The sequence below is a fragment of the Mongoliimonas terrestris genome, from assembly GCF_001927285.1.
Lineage (GTDB): Bacteria > Pseudomonadota > Alphaproteobacteria > Rhizobiales > Pleomorphomonadaceae > Chthonobacter > Chthonobacter terrestris.
This window is the reverse complement of record NZ_MSIG01000024.1, coordinates 13,741-28,829: the sequence shown is the minus strand read 5'-3', so window position 1 is coordinate 28,829 and position 15,089 is coordinate 13,741. Positions and strand designations below refer to the sequence as shown.

Here is a 15,089-nt window from a genome sequence, read left to right as displayed (position 1 = left end):
GCCCACGAGAGATCGCCGTCCATGGCCGCCCGCGCCCGCCTCACGTCCTTCTACGACAACGCCTATGTGGTGCTGCCCGCCGCCACCCTGTTCTGGGCCGGCAACGTGATCGCCAGCCGGATCGCGGTCGGGGACGTGTCGCCCATGGTGCTGACCGCGTTCCGCTGGGGGGTGGCGCTGGTCATCCTGGCTGCGGTGGCGCGCGGACCGGTGACGCGGGACTGGGCGCTGCTGAAAGGGCGCTGGGGCTATCTCGCCGTCATGGGGACGCTCGGCTTCACGGCCTTCAACGCCTTCTACTATGTGGCGGCGCACTACACCTCGGCGGTGAACATCGGCATCATCCAGGGCGGCATTCCGGGGCTCGTCTTCCTGATCGCCTATCTGGCGCGCGGCACGAAGGCCGGGCGGGCGCAGCTCTTCGGCATGATGGTGACGCTCCTCGGCGTCGCCGTGGTGGCGACGCGGGGCGACGTTTCGGCTATCGCCACGCTCGGCTTCAACGTCGGCGACATCCTGATGCTGGGGGCCTGCGTCTCCTATGCCATCTACACGGTCTTCCTGCCGGACCGGCCGAAGGTGAACGGGCTCACCTTCTTCGCCGGGCTCGCCGTGACGGGCTTCCTGTCGACGCTGCCGCTGCTGGCGGCCGAGATCGCGCTCGGCGAATTCCAGGCGCCGACGGCGGTCGGCTGGGCGACCATCGCCTATTGCGGGGTGTTTCCGTCGGTACTCAGCCAGATCTTCTTCGTGCGCGGGGTGGAGCTGATCGGCCCCGGCCGGGCGGGGGTGTTCGTGAACCTGATCCCGGTGTTCGCCGCGGTGCTGGCCGTCGGCGTGCTCGGCGAGCCGTTCCATGCCTATCACGGGGCGGCGCTCGCCCTCGTCCTCGGCGGCATCCTCTTTGCCGAGCGGGCGAGCCGCGCGCGGGCGGCGGCGGCGTCGCCCTGATGCGCGCGCGCCCCGTGTCGGCGGGAAACGGGTGGCGCCCACCCGCCCGGCCGGTCATGGCTGCCGGCCGGTCCGATCTCCCCTCTTCGATGCGATGCTCCGATGCCCCGTAGCGCCTGGATCCTTCTCCTCACCCTGTCGCTGCTCTGGGGCGGCTCCTACCTGTCGGCGCGGGTGGCGGCGCCGGTTCTGCCGCCCTTCACGCTCGTCTTCCTGCGCTGCGCGCTGGCGGCGGCGGTGCTCCTCGCCGTTTTGAGACTCGGCGGCACCCGGCTCGGTTGGACGCGCCGCCAGGTGGCGGACTATGCCGGGATGGGGTTTCTCAACAACGTCGTGCCGTTCGCGCTGATCTTCTACGGCACCGCCCACATCGGCGCCGGGCTCGCCTCCATCCTCAACGCCACGACGCCCATCTTCACCGCCCTCGTCGCCCACGCCTTCACAACGGACGAGCGGCTGACGGCGAACAAGACGGTGGGGGTGATCCTGGGGTTCGTCGGCGTCGCCGAGATGCTGGGCCTCGGTGCCCTCGCCGACCTCGGCTGGCACCTGACGGCGGAGCTCGCGTGCCTCGCCGCCGCCGTCTCCTACGCCTTCTCCACCCTCTGGGGCCGCCGCTTCCGCGGCCAGCCGCCGCTTAAGACGGCGGCGGGGCAGCTGACGCTGTCGAGCCTGATGGTGCTGCCGCTGATGCTTGTCGCCGAGGCGCCGTGGACGCTGCCGCTGCCGGCCGGCGACGTGATCGCCGCGGTGGCCTTCCTGGCGTTCGGCGCGACGGCGCTCGCCTACATCCTCTTCTTCCGCATCCTGACGCTCGCCGGCTCCAACGTGATGCTGGTGACCTTCCTGGTGCCGGTGAGCGCCATCCTGCTCGGCGTCGCGGTGCTCGGCGAGACGCTGGCGCCGCGCCACTGGGTGGGCATGGGGCTGATCATGGCGGGGCTGGTGGCGATCGACGGGCGGGTCTGGCGGCGGATGATGGCGGGGTTTGCGCGGCATTAGCAGAAATGACACTGTTGCCGCCGGATCCGATGCGGAGGCGGCGGTGCGGCGGGCGACGGAACGGCTGGGCTTTGTGGCGGCGGCGGGCCTCGCGCTCGCCGGCTGCGTGACGGCAGGGGACTATGCGGCGCGGCCGGCCGCCGACATCGCCGCCGCCGTCCAGGTCGTGGACAGCGTGTTCGACCCGCAGGCGCAGGTGCTGGGGCCGGGCATCCGGGCGGGGCTCTGGCCCAACGCCGTCTACGCGCTCCGCGGCGGCGTCGACCGGGCGGCGCGGACCGAGCGGCACCAGCTCTACGTGGAGGTCACCTACGACGACCGCGCCTACCAGGACTACGCCTTCGCCAGCTTCGCCCACGGGGCGCCACGCCGGGCGGACAAGATCTTCCGGGAACGCCGGGATTGCTCCGGCGGCACATGCGTGCGCGAGGAGACGGTGGGCATCGACCTGACGCCGGCCGACCTTGCGGCCGACCGGGATCTCGCGGTGCGGCTGGAGGCGCGCGGCGGCGACCGGGTGGTGCTCGTGGTGCCGCGGAGCTATCTCGCGGCCTACCGGTCGGTGGTCGCGGATGTGGCGCGGCGGCTGGAGGCATTGCCGCCGCCGCCCGCCGCCGAAGCGCCCGTGGTGGACGCGCCGGCGGCGGAGAAGGGGCCGGCCTACCGTCGGCGGGCCGGCTGAGCGGTCAGAACCGCAGCGCCTTCGCCTGGCGGACGGCCGGGATGGTCTGGATCTCGGCGAGCACGTCGGCCGGGACCTCGCCGTCCACCTCCACGAGGCAGATGGCGTCCTCGCCCTGGGCGTGGCGGCCGAGGGCGAAGGTGGCGATGTTGATGCCGGCGTCGCCGAGGAGGCTGGCGAAGCGGCCGATGAAGCCGGGCTTGTCCGCGTTGGTGACGTAGATCATCGAGGGGGCGAACTCCGCCTCCATCTTGATGCCCTTGATCTCCACGATGCGCGGCCGGCCGTCGGCGAAGACGGTGCCGGAGACCGAGCGCTCCTGCCGGTCGGTGACGACGACGAGGCGGACGAGGCTGTCGTAGTTCTCCGCCGTGTCGCGCCGGACCTCGGAGACCGCGATGCCGCGCTCCTTCGCCATCACCGGGGCGGAGACCATGTTGACGGTCTGGAGGAGCGGCCGGAGCACGCCGGTGAGGCCCGCGGCGGTGAGCGCGCGGGTGTTCATGGCGGCGACGTCGCCCTCGTACTCCAGGCGGATGGCCTTGATGCCGGTCTCGGTGAGCTGGCCGGCGAAGGAGCCGAGAAGCTCGGCGAGCTTGACGAAGGGCGTCAGCCGCGGCGCCTCCTCGGCGGTGATCGAGGGCATGTTGAGGGCGTTCTGCACGGCGCCCTTCATCAGGTAGTCGGCCATCTGCTCGGCGACCTGGAGGGCGACGTTCTCCTGCGCCTCGGTGGTGGAGGCGCCGAGGTGGGGCGTCGCCACCACGTTCGGATGGCCGAACAGCGGGTGCTCGGTCGCCGGCTCCACCTCGAACACGTCGAGGGCGGCGCCCGCCACGTGGCCTGAATCGAGCGCGGCCTTGAGGTCCGCCTCCACGATCAGGCCGCCGCGGGCGCAGTTGATGATGCGCACGCCCTTCTTCATCTTCAGGAGCGCCGAAATGTCGATGATGTTGCGCGTCTTGTCGGTGAGCGGCGTGTGCAGGGTGATGAAGTCGGACCGGCGGAACAGCTCGTCGAGCTCCACCTTGGTGACGCCGAGGTCGATCGCCCGTTCTTCGGAGAGGAAGGGATCGTAGGCCACCACGTGCATACGAAGGCCGATGGCCCGCTCGGCCACGATGGAGCCGATGTTGCCGCAGCCGATGACGCCGAGGGTCTTGGAGGTGAGCTCCACGCCCATGAAGCGGTTCTTCTCCCACTTGCCGGCCTGGGTGGAGGCGTTGGCCTCCGGGATCTGGCGGGCGAGCGCGAACATCATGGCGATGGCGTGCTCGGCGGTGGTGATGGAGTTGCCGAACGGGGTGTTCATGACGATCACGCCCTTGGCGGTCGCCGCCGGCACGTCGACATTGTCGACGCCGATGCCGGCGCGGCCGATCACCTTCAGGCGCGGCGCAGCGGCGATGACCTTCTCGGTCACCTTGGTGGCCGAGCGGATGGCGAGACCGTCGTAGTTGCCGATGATCTCAAGGAGCTTCTCCTTGTCCTTGCCGAGATCCGGCTGATAGTCGACCTCGACGCCGCGGTCCTTGAAGATCTGGACGGCGGTGGGGGAGAGCTTGTCGGAGATGAGGACGCGAGGGGCCATGGGAGAGGTTCCTGCGGGGGTGTGGAGGGCGCTGGGCGGAATGGGATGGGGGGTGATGTCGGCTGGGGGCGGAGGGGGTGATGTCGGCTGGGGAGGAGGGGGCGATGTCGGCTGGGGGCGGAGGTTCACCCCTCTCCCCAACCCTCTCCCTCAAGGGGAGAGGGGGCGGATGGCAGTGGGGGGAGAGGTGCCGCCCTTCCCTTCAACCTCGACGGGCCCCCTCCCCCCTGGAGGGGGAGGGTTGGGGAGAGGGGGAACCGCCGTCGGATCAGGAGAAGGGGGAACCACCGTCGGATCAGGAGCGGGGGACTTGCGGCAGGTTCAGGAGACGGGCAACCGCCGTCTCTGGCAAGAAACCGCCGCCCCCTCCCCTCACGCCGCCTTGGCCATCTCCGCCTTGGTCTTCTCGAACGCGAACGCGATCCAGGGCATCAGGGCCGCCACGTCGGCGGTCTCGACCGTGGCGCCGCACCAGATGCGAAGGCCGGGCGGGGCGTCGCGGTAGGAGGCGATGTCGAAGGCGACGGCTTCCTTTTCCAGGAAGCCGGTGAGGGCCTTCACGAAGGCCTGCTGGCCGGCGTCGTCGAGGGAGGCGACGGCGGGGTCGGTGAACTTCAGGCAGACGGAGGTGTTGGAGCGGGTCGCCGGGGCCTCGGCCAGGAAGTCGAGGAAGGGGTTGGCCGCCACGAAATCGGCGATCACCTTCGTGTTGGCGTTGGCGCGGGCGACGAGGCCGTCGAGACCGCCGACCGACCGCGCCCAGAGGAGCGCGTCGATATAGTCCTCCACCGCCAGCATGGACGGGGTGTTGATGGTCTCGCCCTTGAAGATGCCCTCGATCAGCTTGCCGCCGGAGGTGAGGCGGAAGATCTTCGGCAGCGGCCAGGCCGGCTTGTAGGTCTCCAGCCGCGCCACCGCGCGGGGCGACAGGATGAGCATGCCGTGGGCCGCCTCGCCGCCGAGCACCTTCTGCCAGGAGAAGGTGACCACATCGAGCTTGTCGAAGGGCAGCGGCTGGGCGAAGGCCGCCGAGGTGGCGTCGCAAATGGTGAGACCCTGCCGGTCGGCGGGGATGAAGTCGCCGTTCGGGACGCGGACGCCCGAGGTGGTGCCGTTCCAGGTGAAGACCACGTCGTGGTCGAAGTTCACGGCGGCAAGGTCCGGCAGCTGGCCGTAGGGCGCCTTGATCTCGCGGGCATCCTTCAGCTTCAGCTGCTTGAGGGCATCGGTGACCCAGCCGGAGCCGAACGACTCCCAGGCGAGAAGATCGACCGGGCGCTCGCCGAGGAGCGACCACATGGCCATTTCGACCGCGCCGGTGTCGGACGCCGGCACGATGCCGATGCGCCAGTCGGCGGGGACGTTGAGAATGTCGCGGGTGAGATCGATCGCTTCGGCGAGCTTGGTCTTGCCGATCTTGGCGCGGTGGGACCGGCCGACAGCCGCTCCCTTCAAGGCCTCAACGGACCAGCCTGGGCGCTTGGCGCAGGGGCCGGAGGAAAAATGCGGACGGGCCGGCTTTTCAGCCGGGCGGGCGGTCGTCGTCATGATGCTATCCTTTCAGATAGGCGCCCCTCGGTGGGGAGGGGTGTCCCGCCATCGGGGATAGGCGAAAGCACGTCCGCCGTCAACGGGCGGGGAAATGCGGAGGGGTTGAGGGAAGGAACGGCGGTGCCGAGCGCCGGCCACGGGTGCCCTCGATCGCAATCCGGCGAACGCCGGGATCCAACCGCAGGAACCATCATCCGCACCGTTCCTCCCTCCTTTGGCGTCGGCTGGATCCCGGCGTTCGCCGGGATGACGGAGAGGAGGGTGGGGGACGCGGCGAGGGAAAACGGCGCGGTTTCGCGGGCGCACGCGAAGACCGCCTCCCTCGTCATGGTCCGCGAAGGCGGACCACCCACGCTTTTCGCCGGGTGCGAACGGGAGCCGAAACACCTTGCAAAACAATGCGAGGGTGGTCCGCCTTCGCGGACCATGACGATCGAGGAGGGCGAGGGGTGCGGACGGAGCACCACCGTCGATCCCGTAAGGACCGACCCCGCGCCGCGCCGACTTGTGCCGCACGGACATGCCGCCCTCCTCAATTGTCACAAAACTCTCGTTTCCTTGGCGGGCCGTTTCGGCTATAAGGCGCGCTCGTCCGGCGCTCATGATGCGGCCGGCGTTGGCGCAAGGCGTGTCCGGCCATGTTCGGAACCCGCGCCGTTTCCCCATTAGGCCCCTTGTCGCGCATCCCTCTCGGAGACGATCCGAACCATAGGAGAAGTTTGAATGAACGCATCGCTCGTGCATGGCACGATTTCCGGTCCCCTGGTGCTCATCGGTTTCGGGTCCATCGGTCGTGGTATCTTGCCGCTCCTCGAGCGACACATTTCATTCGATAAAACGCGCATGACGGTGATCGACCCGGTCGACACCCATCGGAACCTTCTCGACGAGCGGGGCATCGCCTTCACCAAGCAGGCGGTGACGCGGGAGAACCATCGGGCGCTGCTGACGCCGCTGCTGACCGCCGGCGAAGGCCAGGGGTTCTGCATCAACCTGTCGGTGGACACCTCCTCGCTCGACATCATGCGGCTCTGCCGCGAGCTCGGCGTGCTCTACATCGACACGGTCACGGAGCCGTGGCCCGGCTTCTACTTCGACAAGTCGGCCGATGCCGGCGCGCGCACCAATTATGCGCTGCGCGAGACCGTGCTGGCGGAGAAGCGCTCGAACCCGGGCGGCATCACGGCGGTGTCGTGCTGCGGCGCCAACCCGGGCATGGTCTCCTGGTTCGTCAAGGAGGCGCTTCTCACCATCGCGCGTGACACCGGCGTGGCGGTCGACGCCGTGCCGGTGGACCGGGCCGGCTGGGCGGCGCTGATGCAGGCGGTGGGCGTGAAGGGCGTTCACGTGGCCGAGCGCGACACCCAGCGCGTCAAGGCGCCGAAGCCGCGCGACACCTTCTGGAACACCTGGTCGGTGGAAGGCTTCATCTCCGAGGGCCTGCAGCCGGCCGAACTCGGCTGGGGCAGCTTCGAGACGTGGAAGCCGGAGAACGCCCGCGGCCATGCCACCGGAAACAAGGCGGGCATCTACCTGCTGCAGCCGGGCGCGGACACGCGGGTGCGCACCTGGTGCCCGACGCCGGGCCCGCAGTTCGGCTTTCTGGTGACCCACAACGAGGCGATCTCGATTTCGGACTACTACACGGTCGGATCGGGCGAGACGCCGGAATTCCGGCCGACCTGCCACTATGCCTACCACCCCTCGGACGTGGCGGTGCTGTCGCTGCACGAGATGTTCGGCCGCGCCGGCGTCGCCCAGGCGACCCAGCGCGTGCTGGACGAGCACGAGATCGTGGACGGGCGGGACGAACTGGGCGTGCTTCTCTACGGCCATGCGCGCAACGCCCTCTGGTACGGCTCGCGCCTGACCATCGAGGAGGCGCGCACGCTCGCCCCCTACCAGAACGCCACCGGCCTGCAGGTGTCGTCGGCGGTGCTCGCCGGTATCGTCTGGGCGCTGGAGAACCCCGAGGCCGGCATCGTGGAGGCGGACGAGATGGACCACGCCCGCTGCCTGGAGGTGCAGAAGCCCTACCTCGGTTCGGTGGAAGCCATCTACACCGACTGGACGCCGCTGACCGACCGGCCGGGCTTCTTCCCCGAGGACCTGGATCTCGACGAGCCCTGGAGCTTCCGCAACGTGCTGGTCCGCTGACCGGCACGCTGCCCGCGTCCATCCATGAAGGCCGGTCTTGCGACCGGCCTTTTTCATTGGATAGCAAAGCGTTAGACCGTTTTCAGCCGATAGTCCCGACATGTTTCCACGTGATGTGCGAATTCGCACAGCAGACCTGACCGGATCCAGTCAGTGTGGAGGCTGTGATAGACTTCGTCGATCGACGACGGGGTCGATTGTGAGGGATAACGCTATGAATACTGTGTCCAACCTGTTCTTCAAGTCAGGGGCCGTCTTCCTGCTGGCCGGCATGGCGACCGGCATCGGCATGTCGGCCAGCCACAACCACGCGATCGCACCGGCGCATGCGCACCTGATCCTGCTCGGCTTCGTGCTGTCGGTGGGCTACGGCACCTATTTCGCGCTGGTGCCGGAGAAGGCGGTGGGCCTCGTGCCGAAGGCGATCTGGGGCCTGCACACCGCCGCCATCGTGGTGTTCTTCCCGGCGCTCAGCTTCCTCCTCCTCGGCAACACCGCCCTGGAGCCGCTGGTGGCGCTCGCGTCGATCGCGGCCTTCGTGGCGGCCATCCTGTTCGCCGTGACGGTGTTCCGCCCGGCGCGCGCGGCGCTCACCCCGCCGGTCGGCCGGGTTGCCTCCACCGCATGACGTCCGGATCGCCCGGCACGTCCAGGTGGGCGGGAAAGTCCGGGTAGACGAAGCGCCGCCCCTCGCGGGCGAAGGTGACGAGGCCGCGAGCCTCGTCCCAAGCCTCGATATGCTCGCGCCGGACCTTGCCGAGCGGCGAGTCGAGGGTGAAGCGGACGGCGTTGACCCAGCTCGGCGCCGCCGCCACGAACGCGTCCTGAAGGGCGAACAGGCGTTTGAGGCCGATCCGGTAGGGGGCGGAGAAGCGGATCGGCTCCGGCACGTAGACCGAGAGGGTGCGCACCCGGTTGTCGTCGAGGCGGGTGATGAGGTCGACGAGGAGGTCCGGGTCGTCGTTGACGCCGCGAAGGAGCGGGAAGTGGTTGTAGAGCCGCACGTCCGCCCGGCGGAGGGCCAGAAGGGCGGCCTCCACCTCGGCGCAGATCTCGTAGGGGTGGATGACGTGGAGGACGAGCCGCACGTCGGCCTCGGCGAGGAGCGCGACGCGCTCCGGATCGGCGACGGCCTTCGGGGCGAACACCGGGGTGCGGGTGTGGATGCGGATCGCCGGGGGGCGCGGCAGGGCTTTGAGGGTGCGGAGGATGAGGGCGAGGTCGCGGGTCGGCAGCGTCATCGGGTCGCCGCCGGAGAGGATGACCTCGCGCACCAGCGGCCGGGTGGCGAGGTAGGCGACGAGGGCGTCGAGCTCGGCGGGAACGCGCGTGCGGCCGGCCTCGTGCTGGTCGGTGAGCACGTCCTGGCGGAAGCAGTACTGGCAGTGGCCGGCGCAGACGGACGTCGGCATGAAGAGCACCCGGTCCGGGTACTTGTGGATGATGGCGGTCGAGCCCGGCACCGGCATGTTGGAGCGGTCGTCCACCCAGTCGGCGACCTCGTGGCCGGCGGCAAGATCGAACCGCTCGCGCGGCGGCCGGGCGGCGCGGTTGAGCGGGCCGTCCGTGTGGCCGAGGGCGGCGACCTCGGCGTCGAGCTTGCGGGCGTAGAAGCCGGTGATCTTGATGGGGAGCAGGCGCTCGGCCCGGGCGAGCGCGTCGTAGCGGGCGTCGAGCGCGGCCTGCTCCGCCGGGCTGGTGCCCGGGGGCGCCGGGCTGGTGCCCGGGGGGGCGTTGGCGATGGCGGACGGAAGGGCGGACATGTCAGCCGGCGAGGTCGATGACGCCGGCGGCGCCCGCCTCGGTGCCGAAGGCGAGCTCCAGGCCGGTGCGGTTCCAGCCGAGCGCGGTGACGGGACCGCCGTCGCCGGGGCGGCGCATCAGCACCTCCTCGCCGTCGGAGAAGCGGACGAGGAGCACCATGCCGTCCTCGTAGCCGAGGGCGGCGATCTCCTCGGACGGGTGGCAGGCGACCTGGGTGACGAGCTCCTGGCGGGGGCCGAGCTCCAGCGGGCGCTTGCCCATGGGGCCGTCCTTGTAGTGGAAGGGCCAGCAGATGGCGGCGCCGGCGCCGGACGAGGCGAGGTAGCGGCCCTTCATGGACCAGGAGAGCGACTTCACCTTCACCGGATAGCCGGACATGCGCATGTGCTGGCCGTCCTTCAGGCGCCAGCCGTGGAGGGCGTTCTCCTGCATGGAGGTGACCACGTTGGCGCCGTCCGGCGACAGGGTGACGGCGATGTGCGAGCCCTTCCACTCCAGCTCCTGCGGCGGTGCCGTGGCGCCGGGGAACCAGAGGCCGACGCCGTTGTAGCCGGCGATGGCGACGCGCAGGCCCTTGGGAAAGAAGGCGAGGCCGCCGACGGCGCGCGGGCGGACGAGCTCGTGCTCCTTGGCCGACGCCTCGCGCACCCAGACCGTGCGGCCGGACGCGAAGGCGACCGCGCCGGACGGGCCTACGGCCACCTGGTCGATCCACTTGCGGGGCTTCTCGGCGATCACCGTGACCGTGCCGTCGGCATGGAGCCGGCAGACCCGGCCGTCGTCGCCGCCGGTGACGAGGGAGCGGCCGTCGAGGTCGCGGACCGCCGCCAGCACGCCGCCGCCGATGCTCTCGCGGCGGCCCTGCGGGCCGCCCTGGCCCTCCGGGCCGCTCTGGCCCTCCGGGCGGCTCTGGCCCTCTTGGCCGCTCTGGCCCTCGGTGCCGAGCACCACCGAGCCGTCGGCGGACAGGAAGACCGGGGCGTCGGCGAGATAGCCGGCGTAGAGCACGTAGCCGGCGGCGGTGACGGGCGTGACGGTGGGCAAGAGGCAAGGTCCTCGTGAAGGCGGGCGGGGTGGAGCGCCGTCAGGCGAGGCAGGCGCGGAAGGCGGCCTCCAGGGCGGCCCGGTCGAGCTTGCGGCCGATGAAGACGAGACGGCTCTCGCGCGGCTCGTCGGCGCGCCAGTCGCGCTGCAGGTCGCCCTCCACGATCATGTGGACGCCCTGCACCACGTAGCGCTTGGGTTCGTCGGCAAACGCCATGATGCCCTTGAGGCGGAGGATGTTCGGGCCTTGCGCCTGGGTGACCTCGCCGATCCAGCGGATGAAGCGCTCCGGATCCACTTCGCCGCCCTTCAGCGAGATGGAGGTGACCTCCGTGTCGTGGCGGTGGTGGTGGGCGTGGTCGTGACCGTGGTGGTGGTCGTGCGCGTGGTCGTGATGATGGTGGTCGTGGTCGCAGTCGGGGCCGCACACGTGGTCGTCGTGGCCGTGGTCGTCGGCGTCGAGGAAGTGCGGGTCGAGGCTGAGGATGCGGTCGAGGTCGAACGCGCCCTTGTCGAGGATGGCGTCGAGCGGCACCGCCGAGCGGGTGGTGCGGTGGATGCGCGCATAGGGGTTCAGCTGGCGGATCGTCGCCTCCACCTCGGCCAGATGCTCGGGCGTGACGAGGTCGGTCTTGTTGAGGAGGATGACGTCGGCGAAGGCCACCTGGTCCTCCGCCTCCGGGGCGTCGGCGAGACGGTCGAGGAGATGCTTGGCGTCGACCACGGTGATGACCGCGTCGAGCCGCGACATCTTGCGGACCTCCTCGTCCATGAAGAAGGTCTGCGCCACCGGGGCTGGGTCGGCGAGGCCGGTCGTCTCCACGATGATGGCGTCGAAGCTGCCTTTGCGCTTGGCGAGGTTTTCGACGACGCGGATCAGGTCGCCGCGCACCGTGCAGCAGATGCAGCCGTTGTTCATCTCGAACACCTCCTCGTCGGTGTCGACGATGAGGTCGTTGTCGATGCCGATCTCGCCGAACTCGTTGACGATGACGGCGTAGCGCTTGCCGTGGTCCTCGGTGAGGATCCGATTGAGGAGGGTGGTCTTGCCCGCCCCCAGATAGCCGGTGAGGACGGTGACGGGCACCAGGGCGCCGGTGGACTGAGCGGTCATGGAATCACCTTGAGACTGGGAAAGCCGGTGGGCTTCTGACGCCGACGGGCGCCGCGCCGCCTGGAGGGCCCCTCCGGCAACTTTGGGACCGGACTTAGCACGGCCCGGGCGCCGCCGTCACGCCGGCCCGTGCGCCGCCGGGCCGGGAGGGTCCCGGACACGGCGCAAGGCAGGTGGACGACGGTTCCGACGGGCCGCTGTTCACCACCTAAATAAGTGACATGGAGACGTGCGAGAAGGGGTGCATCGCTATCAGCCCGACGAGGGGAAGAGATGAGCTTCAACCACCGCAAGAGCGTGACCTTCCGGCTCGCGCAGGCCGCCCGTGCCCATCGCACGCGATCCGGCGTGCACCTCGGCCGGATCGGACTGCACGCGGGCCAGGAGGCCGTGCTGAAGGCGCTGGAGACCGAGGACGGGCAGTCGATGTCCGAACTCGCGGGCGCGCTCGGCGTCCAGCCGCCGACCGTCACCAAGATGATCGCGCGCCTCGGCGCCCAGGGCCTCGTGACCCGCCAGGTGTCCGCCTCCGACGGGCGACTCGCCCGCGTCTACCTGACCGAGGTCGGCCGCGAGCGCGTGGCCGCCGTCGACACCGCCTGGAAGCGGGTGGAGAAGGAGGCGCTGGCCGGGCTCGACGACAAGGACCGCAAGCGGCTGCGCAAGCTGCTCCGGGCCGTGGAGCGCAACCTCTCGCTGGGGTCGGGCATCGACGATCTGGCCGGGACGGACGACGAGGACCTGGAGCCGGAGGGTCTGCCGGCCGCCGTCCCGCCGGCCGCGGAGACCGCCCCCGCGGCAGCCGAGAAGGCCGTCGTGGCGTCCGCCGACCCGGTGGACGCCTGAGCGGCGGAGCGCCAGCCGATCGTTGGACCGCGCCGGCGCCCCGTCCGGAACGCCGCAGCCATGCTCGCCGCGCATGGCTGTCCGGCGCCTTTCGGGCGGCAGACGGCTGTAGGCGGACCGCGTCCTGGTTCATAAGGGAGACATAGCATAGGGGTCGGTGGGGACACTCCGGCCAGGGACGATCGAGGTGAAGACCATTTCCAGCGACGACGAGCCCATCCAGGCCGGCGGTTCCGGTGGCCGGAGCGCTCCGTCGCTTCACCGGGACGACGACGCCGGCGCGCGGCTGAAGGGCATCGGCCTCATCATGGTGTCGGTGCTGCTCTTCACCGGGCTCGACACCGCCGCCAAGGTGGTCTCCACCATGGGCGTGCCGGTGCTGGAGGTGGTGTGGATCCGCTATGCGATCCACTTCGTGCTGGCGGCCCTCATCCTCAACCCGGTGCTGGCGCCGACCGCCTGGCGGACCGGCAAGCCCCTGCTTCAGACGATCCGGGCGCTGGCGCTGACCGCCTGCACGGCGTTCAACTTCGTGGCGCTCAATCATCTTCAGCTCGCCCAGACGGTGACCATCTCCTTCCTGGCGCCGCTCTTCATCGCCGGCATCTCCTTCGTGCTGTTCCGGGAAAGCGTCGGGCCGAAGCGCCTCGCCGCCATCCTGGTGGGCTTCGGCGGCATCCTGGTGGTGACCCAGCCGGGCTCGGCCGCCTTCCATCCGGCGATGGTCTTCTCGCTCCTCTCGGTCCTCAGCTATTCGGTCTACGCGCTGATGACCCGCGCACTCGCCGGCACGGAATCGCCCGGCAGCATGATCCTGGTGCTCGCCGGGGTGCCGACCCTCCTGCTCGCGCCGTTCGTGCCGGCGGTGTGGGTGACGCCGGACAGCGGGCTGATGCTGGGGCTCCTGCTCCTCACCGGCGTCTGCGGCGGGCTCGGCCACTTCCTGGTGATCCTCGCCCACCGCTACGCCACCGCGGCGACGCTGGCGCCGTTCAACTACATCCAGATCGTCTACATGGTGCTGTCCGGCTTCCTGGTGTTCGGCGACGTGCCGCAGGCGAACACGCTGATCGGCGGCGGCATCGTGGTGGCCTCAGGGCTCTACCTGCTGCACCGGGAGCGGGTGCGCAAAGCCCACGGCTCGGAGACCGGACGGGTGGCCTGAGGGCCGCACGGCAGGCCTCAGGCACGTCCACCCTTGGGAGTTCCGTCAACCCTCCCTGTCCATATGTCTTGACGACTGCGCATCTTCCCTGCCATCACCATCCGAACACATCCCAACAAGGGACGGACCATGGTGGCCCCCAGTCCGGACGACGTCCGGAGATCACGCCGCCGGCGCATCACGTTGAGCCAGCTCGCAGCACAGCTCGACGTGTCCACCGCGACGGTGTCGCTTGCGCTGCGCGACAACCCCGCCGTGTCGCAGGAAACCCGCAAGAAGGTTCAGGCGCTCGCGCAGGAGCTCGGCTACATCTACAACCGCCAGGCGGCGAGCCTCAGGACGTCGCGCACCGACATCGTCGGCGTGGTCGTCCATGACGTGCTGAACCCCTATTTCGCCGAGGTCTTCCGGGCCGTGGAGGCGGAGCTGGAGGCGCAGGGCTTCACCATCCTGATCTGCAACCACCGGGACGAGATCCACCGGCAGCGGAACTTCGTGCAGGTCCTGCAGCAGCAGAACGCCGACGGGCTGGTGATCTGCCCCTCGCTCGGCACCACCTCGGCCGACATCGACGCCATCGTGCGCTCCGGCACGCCGGTGACGGTGATCTGCCGCGACGTGGACGGCGCCACCGCGCCAAGCGTGCGCGGCGACGACTTCCGCGGCATGTACGAGATCGCCACCCACCTGATCGGCGAGGGCCACAAGTCGCTCGCCATCGTGGGCGGACGGCGCATGACCTCCGCCGGCCGCGACCGGCACGGCGGTTTCCTGGCCGCCATGCGCGAGGCCGGGCTGACGCCGGTGGCCGACATTCCCGAGCTGATGACGCTGACAGACGGCCGCAACATCGTCGACCAGCTGCTGGCGCTGACGCCGCGGCCGACCGCCGTCGTGTGCTTCAACGACCTGATCGCCTTCGGCGTGATGGCGGGCCTCTCCAAGGCCGGCCTGAAGCCTGGCGTGGACATGGCCGTGACCGGCTATGACGACGTGGACGGTTCGGCCAGCTGGGCGCCCGCGCTGACGACGGTGAAGAACGGCTCCGACGAGATCGGCCTGCAGGCCGCCCGCGCCATCAAGGCGCTGATCGAGGGCGACGAGCCGCCGTTCCAGCGCCTGCTGATCCCGCCGCGCCTGGAAGTGCGGGCCTCCAGCACCGGCGGCTGACGGACGACATCGGTCGCCTGCGGGACGACGGCGGCCTTCGGCGACACGCCGG

The 15,089-nt window shown here is 70.1% G+C and carries 13 protein-coding genes; 8 read left to right on the top strand and 5 right to left on the bottom strand.

The features are described 5' to 3' along the window. Window positions 1-21: 21 nt before the first annotated feature. From BUQ68_RS21035 to BUQ68_RS21025, 3 genes are all read left to right on the top strand, one after another. Window positions 22-951 (top strand): DMT family transporter, encoded by a 930-nt coding sequence (locus tag BUQ68_RS21035; protein ID WP_245293337.1) that lies wholly within the window; start codon window positions 22-24, stop codon window positions 949-951. A gap of 102 nt (window positions 952-1,053) precedes the next feature. Beyond that, the gene (locus BUQ68_RS21030) at window positions 1,054-1,953 is read left to right on the top strand and encodes a DMT family transporter (RefSeq protein WP_075217993.1); all 900 of its coding nucleotides are present in this window, start codon (window positions 1,054-1,056) and stop codon (window positions 1,951-1,953) included. Window positions 1,954-1,996: 43 nt separating this feature from the next. Beyond that, complete coding sequence (locus BUQ68_RS21025; protein ID WP_075217992.1) at window positions 1,997-2,635, top strand: hypothetical protein; 639 nt, start codon at window positions 1,997-1,999, stop codon at window positions 2,633-2,635. A 4-nt stretch (window positions 2,636-2,639) separates the two neighbouring features. Here the strand turns inward: BUQ68_RS21025 and serA are convergent, their stop codons facing one another. Further along, window positions 2,640-4,226: a phosphoglycerate dehydrogenase gene (gene serA, locus BUQ68_RS21020; protein WP_075217991.1), complete on the bottom strand. Its 1,587-nt coding sequence runs from the start codon at window positions 4,224-4,226 to the stop codon at window positions 2,640-2,642. Window positions 4,227-4,598: 372 nt separating this feature from the next. Then, window positions 4,599-5,774 (bottom strand): phosphoserine transaminase, encoded by a 1,176-nt coding sequence (locus BUQ68_RS21015; protein WP_075217990.1) that lies wholly within the window; start codon window positions 5,772-5,774, stop codon window positions 4,599-4,601. 726 nt (window positions 5,775-6,500) lie between these two features. Between BUQ68_RS21015 and BUQ68_RS21010 the strand changes: the two genes are divergently transcribed. Next, window positions 6,501-7,934: a homospermidine synthase gene (locus BUQ68_RS21010; protein WP_075217989.1), complete on the top strand. Its 1,434-nt coding sequence runs from the start codon at window positions 6,501-6,503 to the stop codon at window positions 7,932-7,934. A gap of 214 nt (window positions 7,935-8,148) precedes the next feature. After that, window positions 8,149-8,562: a hypothetical protein gene (locus tag BUQ68_RS21005; protein WP_075217988.1), complete on the top strand. Its 414-nt coding sequence runs from the start codon at window positions 8,149-8,151 to the stop codon at window positions 8,560-8,562. On the opposite strand, the gene BUQ68_RS21000 is transcribed toward BUQ68_RS21005, so the two are convergent. Genes BUQ68_RS21000 through BUQ68_RS20990 form a run of 3 tightly spaced genes read right to left on the bottom strand, consistent with a single transcriptional unit; the run spans window position 8,525 to window position 11,856 of the window. Further along, entirely contained in the window at window positions 8,525-9,697 is a 1,173-nt protein-coding gene (locus tag BUQ68_RS21000) for a radical SAM protein (protein WP_083656781.1), read from the bottom strand. The two genes, BUQ68_RS21005 and BUQ68_RS21000, sit on opposite strands and share 38 nt — an antisense overlap. A 1-nt stretch (window position 9,698) precedes the next feature. Continuing rightward, complete coding sequence (locus BUQ68_RS23925; RefSeq protein ID WP_075217987.1) at window positions 9,699-10,742, bottom strand: WD40 repeat domain-containing protein; 1,044 nt, start codon at window positions 10,740-10,742, stop codon at window positions 9,699-9,701. A 40-nt stretch (window positions 10,743-10,782) separates the two neighbouring features. Continuing rightward, the gene (locus BUQ68_RS20990) at window positions 10,783-11,856 is read right to left on the bottom strand and encodes a CobW family GTP-binding protein (RefSeq protein ID WP_075217986.1); all 1,074 of its coding nucleotides are present in this window, start codon (window positions 11,854-11,856) and stop codon (window positions 10,783-10,785) included. A gap of 273 nt (window positions 11,857-12,129) precedes the next feature. On the opposite strand from BUQ68_RS20990, the gene BUQ68_RS20985 reads away from it, so the two are divergent. The 3 genes from BUQ68_RS20985 to BUQ68_RS20975 all read left to right on the top strand — a co-directional run bounded on the left by BUQ68_RS20985 (window position 12,130) and on the right by BUQ68_RS20975 (window position 15,037). Further along, on the top strand, window positions 12,130-12,702 hold the full coding sequence (locus tag BUQ68_RS20985) for a MarR family winged helix-turn-helix transcriptional regulator (protein ID WP_075217985.1): 573 nt from the start codon (window positions 12,130-12,132) through the stop codon (window positions 12,700-12,702). Window positions 12,703-12,889: 187 nt separating this feature from the next. Further along, on the top strand, window positions 12,890-13,867 hold the full coding sequence (locus BUQ68_RS20980; RefSeq protein WP_083656780.1) for a DMT family transporter: 978 nt from the start codon (window positions 12,890-12,892) through the stop codon (window positions 13,865-13,867). Window positions 13,868-14,050: 183 nt separating this feature from the next. Continuing rightward, the gene (locus BUQ68_RS20975; protein ID WP_245293336.1) at window positions 14,051-15,037 is read left to right on the top strand and encodes a LacI family DNA-binding transcriptional regulator; all 987 of its coding nucleotides are present in this window, start codon (window positions 14,051-14,053) and stop codon (window positions 15,035-15,037) included. Window positions 15,038-15,089 lie beyond the last annotated feature (52 nt).

What these genes read in the sequence shown, in the direction of transcription:
- BUQ68_RS21035 (WP_245293337.1), top strand. Translation starts at nt 22, where the DNA reads ATGGCCGCCCGCGCCCGCCTCACGTCCTTCTACGACAACGCCTATGTG.
- BUQ68_RS21030 (WP_075217993.1), top strand. Translation starts at nt 1,054, where the DNA reads ATGCCCCGTAGCGCCTGGATCCTTCTCCTCACCCTGTCGCTGCTCTGG.
- serA (WP_075217991.1), bottom strand. Translation starts at nt 4,226, where the DNA reads ATGGCCCCTCGCGTCCTCATCTCCGACAAGCTCTCCCCCACCGCCGTC.
- BUQ68_RS21015 (WP_075217990.1), bottom strand. Translation starts at nt 5,774, where the DNA reads ATGACGACGACCGCCCGCCCGGCTGAAAAGCCGGCCCGTCCGCATTTT.
- BUQ68_RS21010 (WP_075217989.1), top strand. Translation starts at nt 6,501, where the DNA reads ATGAACGCATCGCTCGTGCATGGCACGATTTCCGGTCCCCTGGTGCTC.
- BUQ68_RS21005 (WP_075217988.1), top strand. Translation starts at nt 8,149, where the DNA reads ATGAATACTGTGTCCAACCTGTTCTTCAAGTCAGGGGCCGTCTTCCTG.
- BUQ68_RS21000 (WP_083656781.1), bottom strand. Translation starts at nt 9,697, where the DNA reads ATGTCCGCCCTTCCGTCCGCCATCGCCAACGCCCCCCCGGGCACCAGC.
- BUQ68_RS20990 (WP_075217986.1), bottom strand. Translation starts at nt 11,856, where the DNA reads ATGACCGCTCAGTCCACCGGCGCCCTGGTGCCCGTCACCGTCCTCACC.
- BUQ68_RS20985 (WP_075217985.1), top strand. Translation starts at nt 12,130, where the DNA reads ATGAGCTTCAACCACCGCAAGAGCGTGACCTTCCGGCTCGCGCAGGCC.